We start from the raw sequence: 17,226 nt of genomic DNA, 5'->3' as shown, positions 1-17,226 counted from the left end.
TGATGTCCCTCATTCGCGCGCTCAGCAAGGAACTGGAAGCGCGCAGCGACGATTCGCTGCGGGCCTTGTTTGCTGCGCGACCGGACTTGATCTCCCCCATGGCGCCGGACTTCGCGGCCCTGGCAGCAAGGGCAAGTGCCCGTGTCAGTGTGCAACGGGCCCTGGAACGGCTGAACAAGCCCGAAATGCAGGTCCTGGAGACACTGCATCTGTGTACCAACGCCGATACAGGCCACAGCATTTCAGCAGCCGGCTTGAAGAAAGTCATTGCCGGCTCCACTCTTTCGGCCCTGGACCCGATCCTTGCCAAGCTGCAGGAGCTGGCCCTCATCCACCGTGCCGATCCACCCGCCGGATCACCGGCCACCTCCTCCCGGCAGCGTTTCTACCTTCCTGTGGGCAGCCTGAAGGATGTCATCGGCATCTACCCGGCAGGCCTTGGCAGGAGTTACACGGAACTGGTTCGGCTGCAGCCGGCCTTTGCCCAGCGGGTAGTGCAGTTGGTAGCCGAGCTCCATCAAAGCGGCGCCGGCATCCACCCCGCCAGCACTCCCATGGATGCCGCGCTCGCCCTGCAGCGCTGGACGTCAACACCGGAGAACCTGCGCGCCATCCTGGCCACCGCGCCGGACCGGACCGTCGGCCTGCTGGATAAATTCGGCAGTTGGGCCATGGGCGCAGTACCCCAGGCACAGCGGCGGGCGTCGGTCACCCACGAAAGCCACGACGTCGGGCCCATCGACTGGCTGTTGGCGCGTGGCTTGCTGGTCCCCTTGGACGCCGGCCACGTGGAACTGCCCCACAGTGTGGGCCTTGCGCTTCGCGGCGGCGCCATTGTGGATGACTTCACACTCTCGCCACCGGTTCCCGAGTTGGGCCACACCAGTGCTGCCCTGCGCCGCAACGCTGCCATGGGGGCCATCGCGGAGATCCTGCGGCTGACCGGCGAGCTGCTGTTCGCTGTGCGGGAACAACCCCTGGCCACCCTCCGGAGCGGTGGTGTGGGTGTGCGCGAACTGCGGCGCCTTGCCGAGTCCATCCGCATGGGCGTCCATGAAACCGCCGTCCTCTTGGAGTTGTGCGCCATGGCCGGGCTGCTCCGCCTGGACGTGGACAGCTCCACGTGGGTGCAGCCGCCGTCGCTGGAGTGGCTCAACCTCCCCCGGCAGGAACAGTGGCTTTGGCTGGTCAATGCCTGGCTGGCCAGCGAGCGTGCACCTTCTCTGGTGGGCCAGCCCCTTACCGGTCCCGCGTCGTCGGCCTCCCATCAGGGCGCCGCCGGGACCACCATCAATGCCTTGTCCGCGGAAGCGCAGCGGCCTGATGCCCCGGTGGTCCGACGACGCGTCCTCGAGATCCTGCACGAACTCACGGCCGAAGCCGCCGCTCCGGATGGGAAAGCGCCCGTCCTGGACGCCAGGGCCGTCCTGCAGCGGGCTGAATGGTCGCAGCCGCGGATGTCCCGGCGGTTCAGTTCACTGGTCCGCGGCATTCTTGAGGAAGCCACGCTCCTGGGCCTGATGGGCTCCGGTGCGTTGACGCAGTTGGGTGCGGCCATTGCCGACGGCCAACCCGAACAGGCCATGACCATCCTCGGCGAGCATTTGCCCGCCGCAGTGAACCACATCCTCCTGCAGGCCGACCTCACCGCCGTGGCCCCCGGCTACCTGGCTCCGGAACTGAGTGAGACACTGCTGTTGATGGCAGACGCCGAGGGCCAGGGTCCAGCGTCCATCTACCGTTTCTCTGCTGCCACCATCCGCAGGGCGCTCGACGCCGGACAAGATGCGGAATCGCTGTTGGCATTCCTTCGGGAGCACTCGGCCACGGACGTGCCGCAGCCCTTGGCGTACCTTGTCCAGGACACGGCGTCCCGGCATGGCCGCTTGCGGATCGGCACCAGTGCCAGCTTCATCCAAAGCGATGACGAAACTGCCATCACCGATTTGCTGCGCGAGGCCCGTACATCGGCATTGAGCCTGGTGCGCATCGCACCGACTGTCCTGACATCCTCAGCCAGCCCCCGGGAAGCCGCACGAGTGCTGCGCGAGCTGGGACTTTCCCCGGCCGTGCAAGAGGCCGAGCCCGCCGTCGTGCGTTTCAAACGGACAACAGCGGTGCCGGGCAGTGCCCGCCCTGTCTACACCGCGCCGCGGACGGCTCCCCCGGACGACGACGTTGATGCACAGTTGTCGGTTCTTCGGCAGCACCGCGGAGTGCGGTCCGAAGCGGCGGGCGAAGCGTCCACGCAGCTTGGCCTGGAGACCCTGCAAACGGCCATCCGGCTCAAACAGGCCGTCACCATGAATGTGGTGGACAGCCTGGGGAATGCCAACACTGAAACCGTTGTTCCTGTATCCGTCTCCGGTGGACGTGTCAGGGTGTTCGACCCCGCGAAGGACACCGAACGGGTATTGTCCATCCACCGGATCATCGATGTGGAACCCGCAGGCGAACTGCGTTCATGAAAACCGCGCCGTGATGCTGCGCAAGTGAGGATTCAACAGTGACCGACGGTCCGCTGATCGTACAAAGTGACAAGACCATCCTGCTGGAAGTGGACCACGAGCTCGCTACCGAGGCCCGGCACGCGATCGCGGCCTTTGCAGAGTTGGAACGCGCCCCCGAGCACATGCACAGCTACCGGCTGACACCATTGGGCCTCTGGAACGCGCGGGCCGCGGGGCTGGACGCCGAGCAGGTGCTGGACACCTTGCTGAAGTACTCCCGCTTCCCCGTGCCACACGCCCTGCTGATCGACATCGCAGAGACCATGTCCCGCTACGGGCGGCTGCGCCTGGAGAAAGATGCACAGCACGGGCTGGTGATGCGCACCGACGACTACCCCGTGCTTGAGGAAGTCATCCGTGCCAAGAAGATCGCTCCCCTGCTGGGGCCCAGAATCGATGGCGAAACCGTGGTGGTGCACTCCTCGCAGCGGGGCCAATTGAAGCAGCTGCTGCTCAAACTCGGCTGGCCGGCCGAGGACCTGGCCGGGTACGTGGATGGGCAGCCCCACCTGATCATGCTGGACGAGAGTGGCTGGCAGCTGCGCCCGTACCAAAAGCTGGCTACGGAGAACTTCTGGGCCGGCGGCAGCGGCGTCGTCGTACTCCCCTGTGGTGCCGGTAAGACGCTGGTGGGTGCGGCCGCAATGGCGACGTCCTCCACCACCACACTGATCCTGGTCACCAACACCGTCTCTGCCCGCCAGTGGAAGGATGAGCTGCTCAAGCGGACCTCCCTGACCGAAGACGAGATCGGCGAATACTCCGGAGCCGTCAAGGAAGTCCGCCCTGTCACCATCGCCACCTACCAGGTCCTCACCACCAAGCGCGGCGGGCTGTATCCGCACCTGGAGCTCGTGGACGGGCACGACTGGGGACTCATCATTTACGACGAAGTCCACCTTCTGCCCGCCCCGATCTTCCGCATGACCGCCGACCTCCAGGCCCGGCGCCGCCTTGGCCTCACGGCCACCTTGGTTCGGGAAGACGGCCGTGAGGGTGAGGTCTTCAGCCTCATTGGGCCCAAGCGGTATGACGCACCGTGGAAGGACATCGAAGCGCAGGGCTACATCGCACCTGCAGACTGCGTGGAAGTCCGCGTGGATCTGCCCCGCGACGAACGGGTGGCCTACGCCATGGCCGATGACGCGGACAAGTACAGGCTCTGCGCAACCTCGGAAACCAAGACCAAGTTGGTGGAAGACCTCGTAGCGGTCCACAAAGGCGAACAGCTGCTGGTGATCGGCCAGTACATCGACCAGTTGGATGAGATCGCCGAGCGCTTGGACGCTCCCCTGATCAAGGGCGAAACCACCGTCAAAGCACGGCAGAAACTTTTTGACGCCTTCCGCAAGGGTGAGATCCACACGTTGGTGGTGTCCAAGGTGGCCAACTTCTCCATCGACCTTCCGGAAGCGTCAGTGGCCATCCAGGTGTCGGGCTCGTTCGGCTCACGCCAGGAAGAGGCACAGCGGCTGGGCCGGCTCCTGCGGCCCAAGCAGGACGGCCGCGCTGCCCGATTCTATTCGTTGGTGGCCCGTGACACCCTGGACCAGGATTTCGCTGCCAAACGGCAGCGTTTCCTGGCCGAACAGGGCTACGCCTACCGGATCATGGATGCCAAGGATGTGGGCAAGGATGTGGGGCAGGAACAGTAAAAGCGCTGGCGTGAAGCGGCAAACCCTTGCTATTCATCTCCAGCAACTTTACGATTCCAAGTGAAGCTCTCCGCCCTTAATGGTTGCCCCCGGTCCAGGCATCCAGGCGGCCAGCCGTCGGCGGTGGGGGAAGCCCGCAGCCAGGGAGCCGGCGGTTCGAAGGCCTAGAAGAATCTGAGAAATTCCACCAGAGGATTCCCCATGCGCAAAGCCCTCTTGGTCCTCTCCGCGATCGTCCTGCTGTCAGCACTCGCACAGCTGTTCTTCGCCGGATACTTCCATTTCCAGAACACCATCGAAGCCCAGCGTGAAGCGGGCGTCTACCACGCGGTGAACGGTCAGTACGTACTCCGCTATTCAGCACTGCTGGCCGCCATCGTCGCTGCCATTGCCCGGATGGGATCCCGGACGATCTGGTTGGCTGCAGGCATTTTCCTGCTGACGTGGCTCCAGTTGTTCATTTTCATCATCGGCGGCATGCTGACCGGTTCTTCGCCGGAATTCATCACCCCGGCGGGCTCGTGGGTGGTCTCAATCCACCCCATCGTCGGCGTGATGATGATCTTCATGTCGTATTGGCTGTTCAACCGCGCCCGGGCGGCAGCCCTCAACCCACAACCGCTGCCTCCCAAAGCTGCATCCCCGGATGCTTCAACGTCGCCCACCACAGCCTGACCAGCGGCAGCTGTGACCACCTCACAGCTGCTGGCGGTTGACCTGGTGTTGTCCGTCCTCTCGGCCGGCGCCTGGATCACCGCTGTTTGGTTGACTGTTTGGTTGACTGCTTCCTCAACCAGGTCCACCACCAACCGCGATATGGCCACGTCACGGGCAGCCGGCTTGGGCGTGCTGGTGGTGGTTGCCGCCGTCGCACTGACAGTGGCGCGTTATGCCGTACTTCCTGCTTTGGTGGCCGGGAGTTGGTGGTTTGCCAGCGAACGCACAACCATCAACCTGCCTCTGACCGCCATCCCCGCGGCTTGGGCCGCGCTGGCCGGTGTTCCGTACTTGCTGAGGAGGCGGAACACCGGCTCCTCACTTGATGGGACAAAACCGCCACGCCCGGGCCGGGGAAAGACGGCCTGGTCCCGGGAGTGGACGGTCCTGGCCATGGTGGCAGCAGCGGCATCGGCTGTGGCTTCCCTCGCCCTGACGTTCATCCTCGGCCCCTTCCCGGCACCGTGGAGCCTCGCGGTGCTGCTGTCGCTGATGGCTTTGACGGTGCTGCTGGCCAAGCTCGCGCTGTTCACACCCCACCGCCCCAGCCCCCGCCGCCTCAACCGGTCAAAAAGGGGAGTTGAGGGCGGCATTGCGCCAGGACCTGAGGATCGAACCAGCGGCCCTCCCCCATGGGGCAGGCGTCCGACGGCGGCTGCCGCGGTAGCCGGGCTCATGGCGTGTACCGCTTTTGGCTCCGGAGTCTTTGCTTGGCTGGGGAGCCGGTCAGCGGACGGTGCGGTGATCGCGGCCGCCGTTGGGCATCATGAGGGTGGCAACGCCACCCTTGCGGATCCGACGCCCGTGACCAGCCTTCTGGGCGAGTCCCCTGCCAATCCCGTGCTGCGGCGCTATGAACTCACGGCCCGGGTGGAGCAGGTGACGCTGCCGTCCGGCCAGCGCACGGAAGCCTGGACGTTCGGCAGCCTTCCGGGCCCCGCATTGGAAGCCACGTTGGGCGAGGTGATGGAGGTGGAGCTCAAAAATCGTGATGTGGCTGCCGGTGTCACCCTGCACTGGCACGGGTACGACGTCCCCAATGCCATGGACGGAGTAGCCGGTGCAACCCAGGATGCGGTGATGCCCGGGCAGTCCATGACCTATCGCTTTACGGCCGCCCAAGCCGGCACCTACTGGTATCACACCCACCAGGACTCAGCCGAGGGGGTCCGCAAGGGCCTCTACGGCGCCTTCGTCGTGCACGATCCCACAGTGTCCCGCGCAGAAATGGACATCGTGGTGGCCGGTCACGACCTCAGCGGTCTGGGGTTGCTGGGCTCCTCAGACCGCAAGAGCATGTACTCGGCCGCGCCGGGATCGAGCGTCAGGATGCGGCTCATCAACACCGATTCCCTGCCGCAGCGCTACCTCGTGGAGGGGACGTCCTTCAGGGCGGTGGCGGTGGACGGGACCGAGGTGAACCAACCTGGCGAGGTGTCCGGCAAGCTGGTGCGCCTGGGGGCGGGTGGCAGGGTGGACATCGCCTTCACCATGACGGACCGGCCCGTGGCTCTTCGCTCCGACTCCGCGTCCAGCGCTGTTGTTGTGATAGCTCCATCGGGTGTCCCGGGGTCGGGCGCGGCTGAGATGAGCGTTCCTGGGAAAGCCCCGACGGGTGTCTTCAACACCACCCCTGTGCTCGACCTGCTGGAATATGGCAAACCATTGGTTGGCAAGAAGGCTGGTTCAGATGGCGTGGCCATCACCCGGGAAGAGGTGGTTGTGCTGGATCGGCAGTTCCGCTTTGTCAACGGCATCCCGCGCTACGCCTTTACGGTCAACGGGGCGGCGTACCCGCTGGTTCCGTCCATCGATGTGGCTCTGGGTGACACCGTGAAAGTGACGGTGGTGAACCGCACCGCGGACCCCCACCCGATGCATCCCCACGGCCACCATGTCCAAGTGCTCAGCAGGAACGGTGTAGTACCGACGGGGTCGCCACTTGTCCTGGACACCGTCGATGTACTGCCAGGCGAAGTGTGGGAGCTGCTGCTGCACGCCGATAACCCCGGGATCTGGATGGACCACTGCCACAATCTGGATCATGCAGCTGAAGGAATGATGATGCTGCTGAAGTACCAAGGCGTGTCATCGCCGTTTGTCCATGGCGGCCATTCGGGGAACCGGCCTGAATAATGCAGGCGTGCCGCGCCTAAGCAACCATCCGGCGGGTGTGCTGGACGGTGACGCGGTCCACCACTGCCCAGCAATTCTCGTCACGAAGCTGGGCACTGGCGAAGCGCTCGGCGGCTGTGAGGTCGTGGAAGTCCTCACGCCTGACCCTGCCCGTCTCGCTGTCGAGGTAGGTCACGTGGAACTCGATGTCCGCCGTGTCCTGATGCTGGTGGATGCTGACTGGAGCTGCTGTGTTTGCCATGTTTTAAGTGTGGAACGGGGCACTGACATTTTTGGAAGCATCCTTGGGCGTGTTCGGATTTCGCCTCGTTCAGGCGGGGCTGAGGTACCGCGCGGATACTTCACGCACCGTATCGCTGAGAACGTCCAATACCCTGGAAGCCGTCTTCCAGCGCTGCCAATAGAGTGGGACATCAAAAGGTCTCTCCGGGGCAAGTTCAATGAGGCGGCCGTCGGCAATATCGGGGCCGCATTGGACCTCCGGGATCAGACCCCAACCCAGGCCAAGCCGGATCGCGTCACCGAAATCGTGGGAGGCCGGAACATAGTGGCGGGGCCCGCGCCCTTCCGTCACTGGTTTTCCGGCTGCCCCCGGCCACGACTGCACAAAGGCCCACTGGTAGGTGTCCTTACGGTCGAAATCCACCGTAGGGGCTGCATTGAGGGCTTCTCCGTCCAGTCCTCGGGGGAAATCAGGGAACCACCGGTCCACGTAGTCCGGCGCTGCGACGGCGCGGTAGCGCATGATACCCAGGCTTTCCACACGGCACCCCTGCACGGGCTCGGGGGTCGCCGTCACCGCAGCCATGACCGTACCGGAGCGCAGCAGGGACGTTGAATGCTGTTCATCATCCCGGTGGAGGTCGAACGTGACGTTGAGATCGTCGGGGACGCCCGCCAGCGCCTGCAGGAACCACACCGCCAGCGAGTCCGCGTTGACCACAATGGGCACGGCGAGCTGCGCCCCGTCCGCACCCAGCCCGAGTTCCCTTCCTGCATCCGCTTCGAGCTGCGCCACCTGTCGGGCCAAGCGGAGAACCACCTCGCCCGCTTCGGTGGCTTTGGCCGGGTTGCTCCGCTGCAGCAGGACACGACCCGCAGATTGCTCCAGGGCCTTCAATCTCTGGGACACCGCTGAGGGCGTGATGTGCAGGAGTCGCGCTGCTGCATCGAGCGTCCCTTCGGAAAGGACGGTGGCAAAGGTCAGCAACTGTTCGGAAGGAAACTGGGGCATAAGGGAATCTTACGTGGCATCAGAATCATTAGCTGGTCTAAACATGGGCCGAACCGTAGTTTCGAAGAGTGACCTTTATCGACTTCTTCCACTCCGCAGGCCTCGGCCTGGCCACCGGCCTTGCCCTTATTGTCGCCATCGGCGCGCAGAATGCGTTCGTGCTGCGACAAGGTATCCGCGGCGAGCACATCGTCCCCATCGTGGCCGTCTGCGCATTGTCCGACGCCATACTGATCGCTGCCGGCGTCCTTGGCACCGGTGCCCTTATTACGGCAGCCCCTGCCGCCGTCGTCGTCCTCCGCTATGTGGGTGCCGCATTCCTGGTGACGTATGGCCTGATGGCCGCCAAGCGTGCATTGCGTCCGCAATCGCTGACTGCAAGCGAGGGATCAGCCCACGACGGCGGCGCGAAACGCGGCCTCGCGGCAGCCGTCACCACCGTCCTGGCGCTGACCTGGCTCAACCCGCACGTCTACCTGGACATCGCCCTGTTGGGTTCAATAGCCAGCGCGCAGGGCACGCCCCAGCAATGGTGGTTTGGGGCCGGTGCCATGCTGGGCAGCATCCTCTGGTTCTGCTCCCTGGGTTTCGGTGCCCGCTTTCTCCGCGGCTTCTTTGCAAAGCCCCTGTCGTGGCGGTTCCTGGACGGCGGCATCGCCGTGACCATGGTGGCGCTGGGGGCGGGCTTGGCACTGGGGGCGTAACCAGCCACGCAGTCCGCTCACATGCAGCGTCCAGATAACTCCCAGTTTCTGGGAGCATCATGGATGTCATGAAAAAGAACGGCCCCGAAGCCAAGCTCCTTGTCGTCGATGACGAACCCAACATCCGCGAGCTGCTCTCCACGTCCCTGCGTTTTGCAGGTTTCGAGGTCGTTGCCGCGTCCAATGGCCGAGAAGCCCTCGCCGCGGCCGACCTCCACGCACCGGACCTCGCCGTCCTGGACGTCATGCTCCCTGACATGGATGGCTTCACGGTAACGCGTCGCCTCCGCGCCGCAGGCAAGCACTTCCCCGTCCTGTTCCTCACCGCGAAGGACGACACCGAGGACAAAGTCACAGGCCTGACCGTCGGCGGCGATGACTATGTCACCAAACCCTTCAGCCTCGACGAAGTAGTGGCGCGAATCCGGGCAGTCCTCCGCCGCACCCAACCGCTGGAAGATGACGACGCCGTAATCCGCGTCGACGATCTTGAACTCGACGACGACGCCCACGAGGTCCGCCGCGGCGGCACCGTGATCGAGTTGTCCCCCACCGAGTTCAAGCTCCTGCGCTACCTCATGCTGAACCCCAACCGGGTGCTTTCCAAGGCCCAGATCCTGGACCACGTCTGGGAATACGACTTCAACGGTGACGCGTCGATCGTTGAGTCCTATATTTCCTACCTGCGCCGCAAAGTGGACATCGATCCCGATGCCGCCGCCCTGATCCAGACCAAGCGCGGCGTGGGCTACGTGCTGCGAACGGCAGAGAAGCGCTGACCTTGCTGCAACGCTGGAAGTCGGCGTCCCTGCGGTCGCAGCTCGTCGCCATCATCATGGGCCTGCTCCTGTTGGCCCTGGCGGCAACAGGCGCGGGAACGCTGACGCTCGTCAAGAGCTACCTGCAAGGCCAGGTGGACGACAAACTCAAGGCTGCGGTAGCGCTGGCGCAGGACCAACAATCCTTTGACAAGTTGACCCAGCCCAACCCCACCGCGCCCAACGACTCCGCCGTGCCCACGGACTACTCGCTGACGCTGTATGTCCCCGGGCTTGATCCGTACCCGTTCGGCGGCAGCCAGACTGACCGTCCCGCAATCTCCAACATCACCTCGACCGAGGCCAAACAGCGTGGCAATACCCCCTTCCAGGTCAGAGGCACAGCAGGCACCAACTGGCGTGTAGTAGCTGTAGGTGTGGTGGCCAATGGACAAAACGGCGTGGTCATCATCGGGCTGCCGCTCACCCCGGTGGACAAAGTGATGGAGCACGCTGTCCTGGTAGTGGTAGGCGTAGGTCTGTTGACGCTGGTACTGGCCTTCTTCATCGCCACCTGGACTGTGGCCCGGTCCTTCCGCCCCTTGGCCAAGGTGGAAAAGACGGCTGCTGCCATCGCTGCGGGAGATCTCTCCCGGCGTGTGGACATCGACAATCCCCACACCGAAGTCGGCAGGCTCGGCGGTTCGCTGAACGCCATGCTCGCGCACATTGAGGCCTCCTTTGCGGCCCGTGCGGCTTCCGAGGGGCGGATGCGTCGCTTCGCGGCGGATGCTTCCCATGAACTGCGCACGCCCTTGGTGACCATCCGTGGCTTCTCGGAGCTCTACCGCCACGGCGCCCTGACGTCGCAGGAAGACATCGCGATGGCCATGGGCAGAATCGAAAGCGAAGCCAAGCGCATGGGCTCCATGGTGGAAGACCTGTTGATGCTGGCCCGCTTGGACGAGCAGCGGCCGCTTCAACTCAAGCCCGTGGACCTGCAACTCCTCGCCCACGACGCCATGGTGGACACCAAGGCCTCCTCCGGGGACCGGAGCATCACGCTCACAGGACTCGACGGCGCCTCCCCCACTGCTGCTCCTGTCCAAGGCGACGAAGCCAAACTGCGCCAAGTCATTGGGAACCTGGTGGGCAACGCGTTGAGGTACACACCAGACGGAAGCCCCATCGAACTTGCCGTCGGCGTTCGAACTACGCCTGAGGGCTCGTTCTCGGTGATAGAGATCCGCGATCACGGGCCGGGTATTCCTGATGCGGAAACCAACAAGATCTTCGAACGGTTCTACCGCGCGGATACGTCGCGCACCCGGGAGACCGGTGGCAGCGGACTGGGTCTGGCGATTGTTGCCGCCATCGTGGGCTCCCACGGCGGTACCGTGCGGGTCACGGAGACCGACGGCGGCGGGGCCACTATGGTGGTCAGCCTTCCGTTCCATGAGGAGCCGGCCGAGCTGGTATCCAGCTAGTGCCGTCCCGGGTTCACAGTCGTCTGATGTGCGCTGTTTGTCCACATAACTGTGTCATCCGGCAGTTGTCCACATAGCGGCAAAGCTGCGTTCCGGGGCTGCAGGCGGGTGCCTAGGCTCAATGGTGTGGCCCACGCATCCCACCGCATCCTGCGGAACATCTTCGTCGAAAGGCACCACCCATGAGCGTCATTTCCGTCGATACCGAGCTGCTTCAGCTCAAGTCGGCCACTGTCAAAGGAACCGTGGATCGCATCAGCTCTGATGTGCTGGCCATGAAACGGGGACTGGACGAACTCGAGGCAACGTGGCGCGGATCTGCCGCCACCAACTTCCAGTCATTGGTCCTTGAATGGTCCATCACCCAGGGCAAAGTTGAAGCCTCGCTGGCATCCATCAACCTGGCACTGTCCTCGGCCGCAGCGAGTTACTCCGAGGTGGAGCAGGGAAACACCCAGCGCTTCGCCTACTAACGATCCCACCCATGAGCTCCTGCGGGGCCGGCTGTCTTCCCCCTGTGCATGCCGGCCCTGCAGGTCATGAGTTTGCGGGTCAGAGTCCTTGGCTCTCCGGAGTCCCTAGCTCTCTAAGGTCCCCTGGTGGAACCGGAGCCGCCATTGGCCACGGTCCAACATCCAAACGGAGCTCCGCAGCGCTGAACCCGTGTGGGCGAGGCTGCGATAGTTCAGCAGGATAGTGTTCTCGCTGAGACGGTCCGCACTGAGCAGCTCCAGGTCAGTGGGTTCGCCGGGTTCCTCTTCCAAAGCCATCATCATGGCGTCCCGGGTCCAGAACCGTCCCGAACTGCCAATCTCGGCGAAGTCGGGGTGGAGCAGCACGCCGATCCTGCCAATGTCAGCACGAACGTCGGGCCGCAGGAGTTCCCGTTCCAAGGCCAGCACCGTCTCCTCGGCGGAGAGCTCCTGGGTGGAAGCATCCTCGAGTTCGCTGAAGAGATCAGGCTGGCCAAAGATCCCGGCCTCGCCAAAGAGTGTTGGCTCAAAATGGGGGCGGGTGCTGCGTTCGGCCTTCGATGGAGCGGAACCAACTGTTGCTCCGGGAACGTTCGCCGACCCCGAAGAGGCAGCCGCTGCCCGTGCAACCACGGGCTCTGCAGCCCGGCTGCGTGTTTGTTCCAGAGGGGCCGACTGCAGCTGCGCCTGGCCCCGCCCTTTCGCGTCTCCCAGCCCCGGGGCGCCAGGGAACCCAGGGCCGCTGCGGTGCGCGACACCCTGCTGGTAGGCCGTCGCTGCGGCGCGTGCACGCTCATCGGCAGCCTCGTTGAGGTCATGTCCGGCGTGCCCTTTGACCCATTCGAATTTGTACTTTCGGCCAACTATCGCCTGGTCGATGTCCTTGAGGAGGTCCACGTTCAGCACAGGCTTGCCGTCGGCTTTACGCCAGCCTTTGCGCTTCCATCCCGGCATCCACTTGCTGATGCAGTTGATGACGTACTGGCTGTCGCAGAGGATCAGCAAGTCCTCCTCCGGCACATGTGCCGTGGAACGGAACAGATCCAGGACGGCCATGAGTTCACCCTGGTTGTTGGTGCCGTGCGGCCAACCTCCTGCGCGCCAACAGGAGTCATCAACGTACCAGGCCCAACCGGCCGGCCCAGGATTGCCGAGGGCGGACCCATCGGCGGCAGCAATAATCGTCATGACCTTAATCCTGCCAGACCCCACCGACACTGAATCCGTGATAGGAGCCCCACCACACAGCAAAACGGCGGCCCCCACCAGGTGGGGACCGCCGTCGCTTGCTCTAAAGCGTGACGCTTGGGCGCTGCATTGCTACAGCGTGGGGGCTTAGAAGCCGCCCATGCCGCCCATGTCGTCGCCGCCGGCGGCCGGAGCGTTCTTCTCAGGCTTGTCGGCAACTACAGCCTCGGTGGTCAGGAACAGACCAGCGATGGAAGCAGCGTTCTGGAGAGCCGAGCGGGTGACCTTTACGGGGTCGTTCACACCGGCAGCCAGAAGGTCTTCGTAGACGCCCGTGGCAGCGTTCAGGCCGTGGCCGGAAGGCAGGCCGCGAACCTTGTCCACCACAACGCCGGGCTCGAGGCCGGCGTTGAAGGCGATCTGCTTCAGCGGAGCGTCGATGGCAACCTTGACGATGTTGGCACCCGTTGCCTCGTCACCCTGGAGGGTGAGGTTGGCGAATGCCTTGGCGCCGGCCTGGATGAGGGCTACGCCACCACCGGCAACGATGCCTTCTTCAACAGCAGCCTTGGCGTTGCGGACTGCGTCCTCAATGCGGTGCTTGCGTTCCTTGAGCTCAACTTCGGTTGCGGCACCGGCCTTGATGACTGCAACGCCGCCGGCCAGCTTGGCCAGGCGCTCCTGCAGCTTCTCGCGGTCGTAGTCGGAGTCGGAGTTCTCGATCTCGGCGCGGATCTGGGCCACACGGCCTGCGATCTGCTCGGCGTCGCCGGCACCTTCAACGATGGTGGTCTCGTCCTTGGTGACAACAACCTTGCGGGCGGTGCCGAGGAGTTCCAGGCCGGCGTTTTCGAGCTTGAGGCCAACTTCTTCGGAGATGACCTGGCCACCGGTGAGGATGGCGATGTCGGCCAGCTGCGCCTTGCGGCGGTCACCGAAGCCCGGAGCCTTGACGGCGACAGACTTGAAGGTGCCACGGATCTTGTTGACGATCAGGGTGGCCAGGGCTTCGCCCTCGATGTCTTCGGCAATGATCAGCAGCGGCTTGTTGGACTGCATGACCTTCTCCAGAACCGTGACGAGTTCCTTCACGTTGGAGATCTTGGAGTTGACGATCAGGATGTACGGGTCTTCGAGGACCGTTTCCTGGCGCTCTGCGTCGGTGACGAAGTAAGCGGAGATGTAGCCCTTGTCGAAGCGCATGCCCTCGGTGAGCTCGAGCTCCAGGCCGAAGGTGTTGGATTCCTCGACCGTGATGACGCCTTCCTTGCCCACCTTGTCCAGGGCTTCGGCGATGAGGCTGCCGATTTCCGGGTCACCGGCGGAGATGGAAGCCGTAGCGGCGATCTCTTCCTTGGTTTCGATCTCCTTGGCGGAGGCCAGCAGTTCGCTGATGACTGCCTCAACAGCCTTCTCGATGCCGCGCTTGAGGGACAGCGGGTCGGCGCCGGCGGCAACGTTGCGCAGGCCTTCCTTCACCAGTGCCTGGGCGAGGACGGTTGCAGTGGTAGTACCGTCGCCAGCGACGTCATCCGTCTTCTTGGCAACTTCCTTGACCAGTTCTGCACCGATCTTCTCGTAAGGGTCGTCCAGTTCGATCTCCTTGGCGATGGAAACACCATCGTTGGTGATCGTGGGGGCGCCCCACTTCTTTTCGAGGACGACGTTGCGTCCACGCGGGCCGAGGGTGACCTTGACGGCGTCTGCGAGGATGTTCAGGCCCCGCTCGAGGCCGCGGCGTGCCTCTTCATCAAATGCAATGATCTTGGCCATAACGGCGGTAGTCCTTTCGGGACAGTCGTTAAGAAGGTACCTGTCAGATGGGGTGCCCGCGACGGACGGTCTTTCGCTCGCAGCCTCTGTATGCCCCGTGCTCCGGACCTCACCCCACCAAGGTGTTTCTTGATCCTCCGCTGGAACGAATGCCGCCCAACGCCGGGGTAACCCGGCCTGGACTTAGCAGTCGAACCATAGGAGTGCTAAATCAATAATTAGCACTCGACCGGGGAGAGTGCAAGCAGAGATGCCACTTTGCTCTATAAACAAAGGGCTTTCAGCCGAGGGCTGACGGAGAGGGAGCGAAATCCTGCAAGAAGCTATGCGACGCGCACACCTTCGGCTTGCGGACCCTTTTGCCCCTCCCCCAGTTCAAACTCAACCCGCTGGCCCTCTTCAAGGGCGCGGAAGCCGTCCATTTGGATGGCGGACCAGTGTACAAAGACGTCGTCACCCGAATCATCCACAGTGATGAATCCGTAGCCTTTTTCGGCGTTGAACCATTTGACGGTTCCCAATGCCATGATGCCCACACTTTCGCAGTAGCCAAGACCGGTTGCCGGGATCTCCGTACCGGAATCAATCCACTGTAACCACAGTCACTCTGCCGGCGCTCCCATGGAGGCCCGGGGCATCACTTTTGTTATTGAGGCTTAACCGGGTTGGGGCTTAAGACCCACCGGGAAGGCCGAGGGTTTACTGGTAGCCAGGTCCTGCTACAACCACCAACTGCTGCTGCACCTCGGGCGACTCAAGGATCGTCTGGATGCCCAACAAGGTGCCCAACGCCTCGGCGTTGACCTTCTGCTCAGGCGCGTTGTAGAAGATCACGGATGTCTGCTGCGGCAGGCCGCCCCAGTTGCCCACGGTGCTGAGCGTCCAGCCGTCGGCTTCCACAAGACCGGCCACGCGGCCAGCCAAGCCAGCGGTGCCGGCACCGTTGTACACGGCAACCGGGGTGGACTTGTCCACCGGTGCGGAGGACGGCGTTGCGGAGGGGCTCTCTGACGGTGTCGGCTCGCTGGAAGCGGACGGTGCACTGCTGGATTCGCCCGGTGCCGCCGACGGCGACGAATCAGTCTGCTGCGGCGCCGGCGTCGAGACGCTGGGCGCGGCATTGGGAGCCACCACGCCGAGGTTCGGAAGGACCAGGAAGGCCACCAACCCCAAAACCAGGGCCACAGCCCCAACAGTCAGGACCGGCCACAACGTGGGGCGTGTGGTTTCCTGGGCGTCCCGGTGAACGCCCTGCCGCGAGGTGTTCTGCGGGACCTGGTCGAATTCGTCCTTGGCATATTTGGTCATGGTGAAGCGTTGTCCTTGCTGGTTGCTGCTGACAGATCAGCCTGGCGATTTACGCGTCGGACCCCAAGCGACGTGCCGTCCGCGCACGCTGGCGGGACGTACGTAGTCTACGCAATCTCTTGACGAGCATGGGATCGTGGGCCAACGCGTCTTCGGTATCTATCAGCGCGTTGAGGATCTGGTAATAGTGTGTTGCCGAGAGATCGAACAGCTCACGGATGGCCTGTTCCTTGGCCCCTGAGTACTTCCACCACTGCCGTTCCAGGGCCAGCATCTGCTGGTCCCGTTCGCTGAGCGGAGAGTCACTGCGGATCCCGGCCGCAAGGTCTGCAAGGGCAAACCCTGTTGACTGCGGCGCCATCGGTTCCGGTGCTGGTTCTGCCACGGCACACTCCTTCGACGCGTGTTGGGGGAAAATGTCCTACCCCTATGTTACGGGCGAATAACAACGCTGTCATTCGCCCGTCCGGGATTGCGCGGGAGACAATGGCGTGGTGAATGGCGAGGATGCACTCTTTGACCTTGAGCCGGACAACCTGGACCAAACAGGTTTTGCCGAGCTCCCTGACCGCCCACTGGAACATCTGATGGCCCCCGACTGGGCCGATGCCCTGCGGCCCGTGGAAGGGGAGCTGCGAAGCGCCTTGGACTTCGTCGCGACCCAAGCCAAGAACGGTACCCACGTCCTTCCGTCGGCCGGCCACCTTCTGCGCGCCTTCCAGCAGCCGCTGGCAGAGGTCAAAGTACTGATTCTGGGCCAAGACCCCTACCCCACGCCGGGACACGCCGTCGGGCTCTCCTTTGCAGTCTCCCCACAGACGCGGCCCATCCCGCGCAGCCTCGCCAATATCTACCGGGAACTGCACGACGACCTCGGGTTACCTCCCCGGGTCCATGGCGACCTCAGCGCCTGGACGGGCCAGGGCGTCCTCCTGCTGAACCGTGTCCTCAGCGTCACCGCCGGAGCTGCCGGCTCGCATCGCGGCAAAGGCTGGGAGGCCATCACGACGGCGGCAGTCACCGCCGTCGCCCGCCGTACGGACGGTGCGGGGCGGCGCAGCCCGTTGGTTGCCATCCTCTGGGGCAAAGACGCCGAGGGCGTCCTGCCGCTGCTGGATGGAGCACCATCCATCGTGTCGGTCCATCCCAGTCCCCTCTCGGCCTCCCGGGGATTCTTCGGCTCCAAGCCCTTCAGTCGCAGCAACGAGCTGCTGGTGGAACAGGGCGCCGAACCCATCAACTGGGAACTGCCTGTCCCGTAACCTTTGACTCATCCCCAGCGC

Annotated in this window: 16 protein-coding genes; 9 read left to right on the top strand and 7 right to left on the bottom strand. The window is 63.9% G+C overall.

Translation table 11 applies throughout. From position 1 onward, the window contains the following. Positions 1-2: 2 nt before the first annotated feature. The 4 genes from ABQM86_RS05640 (at position 3) to ABQM86_RS05625 (ending at position 7,018) form a co-directional block, all read left to right on the top strand. On the top strand, positions 3-2,468 hold the full coding sequence (locus ABQM86_RS05640) for a helicase-associated domain-containing protein (RefSeq protein WP_369746123.1): 2,466 nt from the start codon (positions 3-5) through the stop codon (positions 2,466-2,468). A gap of 38 nt (positions 2,469-2,506) precedes the next feature. Then, entirely contained in the window at positions 2,507-4,165 is a 1,659-nt protein-coding gene (locus tag ABQM86_RS05635; protein WP_337340901.1) for a DNA repair helicase XPB, read from the top strand. A gap of 201 nt (positions 4,166-4,366) precedes the next feature. After that, a complete protein-coding gene (locus ABQM86_RS05630; protein WP_207596571.1) occupies positions 4,367-4,840 on the top strand; it encodes a hypothetical protein in 474 nt (157 codons plus the stop codon). A 12-nt stretch (positions 4,841-4,852) separates the two neighbouring features. Beyond that, complete coding sequence (locus ABQM86_RS05625; RefSeq protein ID WP_369746122.1) at positions 4,853-7,018, top strand: multicopper oxidase family protein; 2,166 nt, start codon at positions 4,853-4,855, stop codon at positions 7,016-7,018. Between the two features lie 16 nt (positions 7,019-7,034). On the opposite strand, the gene ABQM86_RS05620 is transcribed toward ABQM86_RS05625, so the two are convergent. Further along, positions 7,035-7,259 carry a hypothetical protein gene (locus ABQM86_RS05620; RefSeq protein WP_207596569.1) on the bottom strand — a complete coding sequence of 75 codons (225 nt, stop codon included), beginning with the start codon at positions 7,257-7,259 and terminating at the stop codon, positions 7,035-7,037. Positions 7,260-7,328: 69 nt separating this feature from the next. Further along, positions 7,329-8,252, bottom strand: a complete 924-nt coding sequence (locus ABQM86_RS05615; protein ID WP_369746121.1) for a LysR family transcriptional regulator ArgP — start codon at positions 8,250-8,252, stop codon at positions 7,329-7,331. 68 nt (positions 8,253-8,320) lie between these two features. Between ABQM86_RS05615 and ABQM86_RS05610 the strand changes: the two genes are divergently transcribed. The 4 genes from ABQM86_RS05610 (at position 8,321) to ABQM86_RS05595 (ending at position 11,674) form a co-directional block, all read left to right on the top strand. Beyond that, positions 8,321-8,956, top strand: a complete 636-nt coding sequence (locus ABQM86_RS05610) for a LysE/ArgO family amino acid transporter (protein WP_207596567.1) — start codon at positions 8,321-8,323, stop codon at positions 8,954-8,956. Between the two features lie 68 nt (positions 8,957-9,024). Next, entirely contained in the window at positions 9,025-9,735 is a 711-nt protein-coding gene (locus tag ABQM86_RS05605; protein WP_026543233.1) for a response regulator transcription factor, read from the top strand. A 2-nt stretch (positions 9,736-9,737) separates the two neighbouring features. Further along, positions 9,738-11,201 carry a HAMP domain-containing sensor histidine kinase gene (locus ABQM86_RS05600; RefSeq protein ID WP_280627072.1) on the top strand — a complete coding sequence of 488 codons (1,464 nt, stop codon included), beginning with the start codon at positions 9,738-9,740 and terminating at the stop codon, positions 11,199-11,201. Between the two features lie 182 nt (positions 11,202-11,383). Further along, positions 11,384-11,674, top strand: coding sequence for a WXG100 family type VII secretion target (locus tag ABQM86_RS05595; protein ID WP_207596565.1), 291 nt, complete (start codon positions 11,384-11,386; stop codon positions 11,672-11,674). Between the two features lie 105 nt (positions 11,675-11,779). Here the strand turns inward: ABQM86_RS05595 and ABQM86_RS05590 are convergent, their stop codons facing one another. The 5 genes from ABQM86_RS05590 to ABQM86_RS05570 all read right to left on the bottom strand — a co-directional run bounded on the left by ABQM86_RS05590 (position 11,780) and on the right by ABQM86_RS05570 (position 16,328). Then, complete coding sequence (locus ABQM86_RS05590) at positions 11,780-12,862, bottom strand: RNase H family protein (RefSeq protein WP_369746120.1); 1,083 nt, start codon at positions 12,860-12,862, stop codon at positions 11,780-11,782. Positions 12,863-13,009: 147 nt separating this feature from the next. After that, positions 13,010-14,635: a chaperonin GroEL gene (groL, locus tag ABQM86_RS05585; protein WP_089593895.1), complete on the bottom strand. Its 1,626-nt coding sequence runs from the start codon at positions 14,633-14,635 to the stop codon at positions 13,010-13,012. 323 nt (positions 14,636-14,958) lie between these two features. Continuing rightward, positions 14,959-15,162 (bottom strand): cold-shock protein, encoded by a 204-nt coding sequence (locus ABQM86_RS05580; RefSeq protein WP_144662708.1) that lies wholly within the window; start codon positions 15,160-15,162, stop codon positions 14,959-14,961. Positions 15,163-15,334: 172 nt separating this feature from the next. Beyond that, the gene (locus ABQM86_RS05575) at positions 15,335-15,943 is read right to left on the bottom strand and encodes a LytR C-terminal domain-containing protein (RefSeq protein ID WP_207596562.1); all 609 of its coding nucleotides are present in this window, start codon (positions 15,941-15,943) and stop codon (positions 15,335-15,337) included. 49 nt (positions 15,944-15,992) lie between these two features. Beyond that, positions 15,993-16,328: a DUF3263 domain-containing protein gene (locus ABQM86_RS05570; protein WP_089593893.1), complete on the bottom strand. Its 336-nt coding sequence runs from the start codon at positions 16,326-16,328 to the stop codon at positions 15,993-15,995. A 106-nt stretch (positions 16,329-16,434) separates the two neighbouring features. On the opposite strand from ABQM86_RS05570, the gene ABQM86_RS05565 reads away from it, so the two are divergent. After that, entirely contained in the window at positions 16,435-17,205 is a 771-nt protein-coding gene (locus ABQM86_RS05565; RefSeq protein WP_369746119.1) for a uracil-DNA glycosylase, read from the top strand. Positions 17,206-17,226 lie beyond the last annotated feature (21 nt).

This window comes from Paenarthrobacter sp. AMU7, from assembly GCF_041200195.1.
Lineage (GTDB): Bacteria > Actinomycetota > Actinomycetes > Actinomycetales > Micrococcaceae > Arthrobacter.
The sequence above is the reverse complement of the archived record's forward strand: the minus strand, read 5'-3'. Positions and strand labels throughout refer to the sequence as shown.

Bases quoted from the DNA above. Each gene is read 5' to 3' on its own strand.
- ABQM86_RS05640 (WP_369746123.1), top strand. From the start codon at position 3: ATGTCCCTCATTCGCGCGCTCAGCAAGGAACTGGAAGCGCGCAGCGAC.
- ABQM86_RS05630 (WP_207596571.1), top strand. From the start codon at position 4,367: ATGCGCAAAGCCCTCTTGGTCCTCTCCGCGATCGTCCTGCTGTCAGCA.
- ABQM86_RS05620 (WP_207596569.1), bottom strand. From the start codon at position 7,259: ATGGCAAACACAGCAGCTCCAGTCAGCATCCACCAGCATCAGGACACG.
- ABQM86_RS05615 (WP_369746121.1), bottom strand. From the start codon at position 8,252: ATGCCCCAGTTTCCTTCCGAACAGTTGCTGACCTTTGCCACCGTCCTT.
- ABQM86_RS05605 (WP_026543233.1), top strand. From the start codon at position 9,025: ATGAAAAAGAACGGCCCCGAAGCCAAGCTCCTTGTCGTCGATGACGAA.
- ABQM86_RS05595 (WP_207596565.1), top strand. From the start codon at position 11,384: ATGAGCGTCATTTCCGTCGATACCGAGCTGCTTCAGCTCAAGTCGGCC.
- ABQM86_RS05590 (WP_369746120.1), bottom strand. From the start codon at position 12,862: ATGACGATTATTGCTGCCGCCGATGGGTCCGCCCTCGGCAATCCTGGG.
- groL (WP_089593895.1), bottom strand. From the start codon at position 14,635: ATGGCCAAGATCATTGCATTTGATGAAGAGGCACGCCGCGGCCTCGAG.
- ABQM86_RS05580 (WP_144662708.1), bottom strand. From the start codon at position 15,162: ATGGCATTGGGAACCGTCAAATGGTTCAACGCCGAAAAAGGCTACGGA.
- ABQM86_RS05575 (WP_207596562.1), bottom strand. From the start codon at position 15,943: ATGACCAAATATGCCAAGGACGAATTCGACCAGGTCCCGCAGAACACC.